Below are 266 nucleotides of genomic sequence, written 5' to 3'. Positions count from 1 at the left end.
TATGTAGAAAATTCTGCAGATAATGGTGGAACTTTTGCAAATGGAGAAATCACTTGGACAAAAGAAAATGTAGCAGACGGAGAAACAGTAGAAGTTACATTTAAGGTAAAAGTAGATGACAATGTAAATGGAGAAAAAATCTTAAATAAAGCAAATGTAGTTGATGGAAATAATAATTTCGATACAAACGAAACAACAAATCCAACAGCGACAAAACCTGTAAAAGATGTCTTTGATAGTAAAGATGATAAGACAAGTATAGATAG

1 protein-coding gene is annotated in these 266 nt (G+C 30.8%); it reads left to right on the top strand.

The genetic code is table 11. The annotated features are described in order from the left end of the window. A partial coding sequence (locus VJI93_RS09510; RefSeq protein ID WP_324009340.1) for a hypothetical protein occupies positions 1-266 on the top strand: 266 nt, incomplete at both ends.

Source organism: Parvimonas sp. M20 (assembly GCF_035282425.1).
Classification (GTDB): Bacteria; Bacillota; Clostridia; order Tissierellales; family Peptoniphilaceae; genus Parvimonas.
The sequence above is the reverse complement of the archived record's forward strand: the minus strand, read 5'-3'. Positions and strand labels throughout refer to the sequence as shown.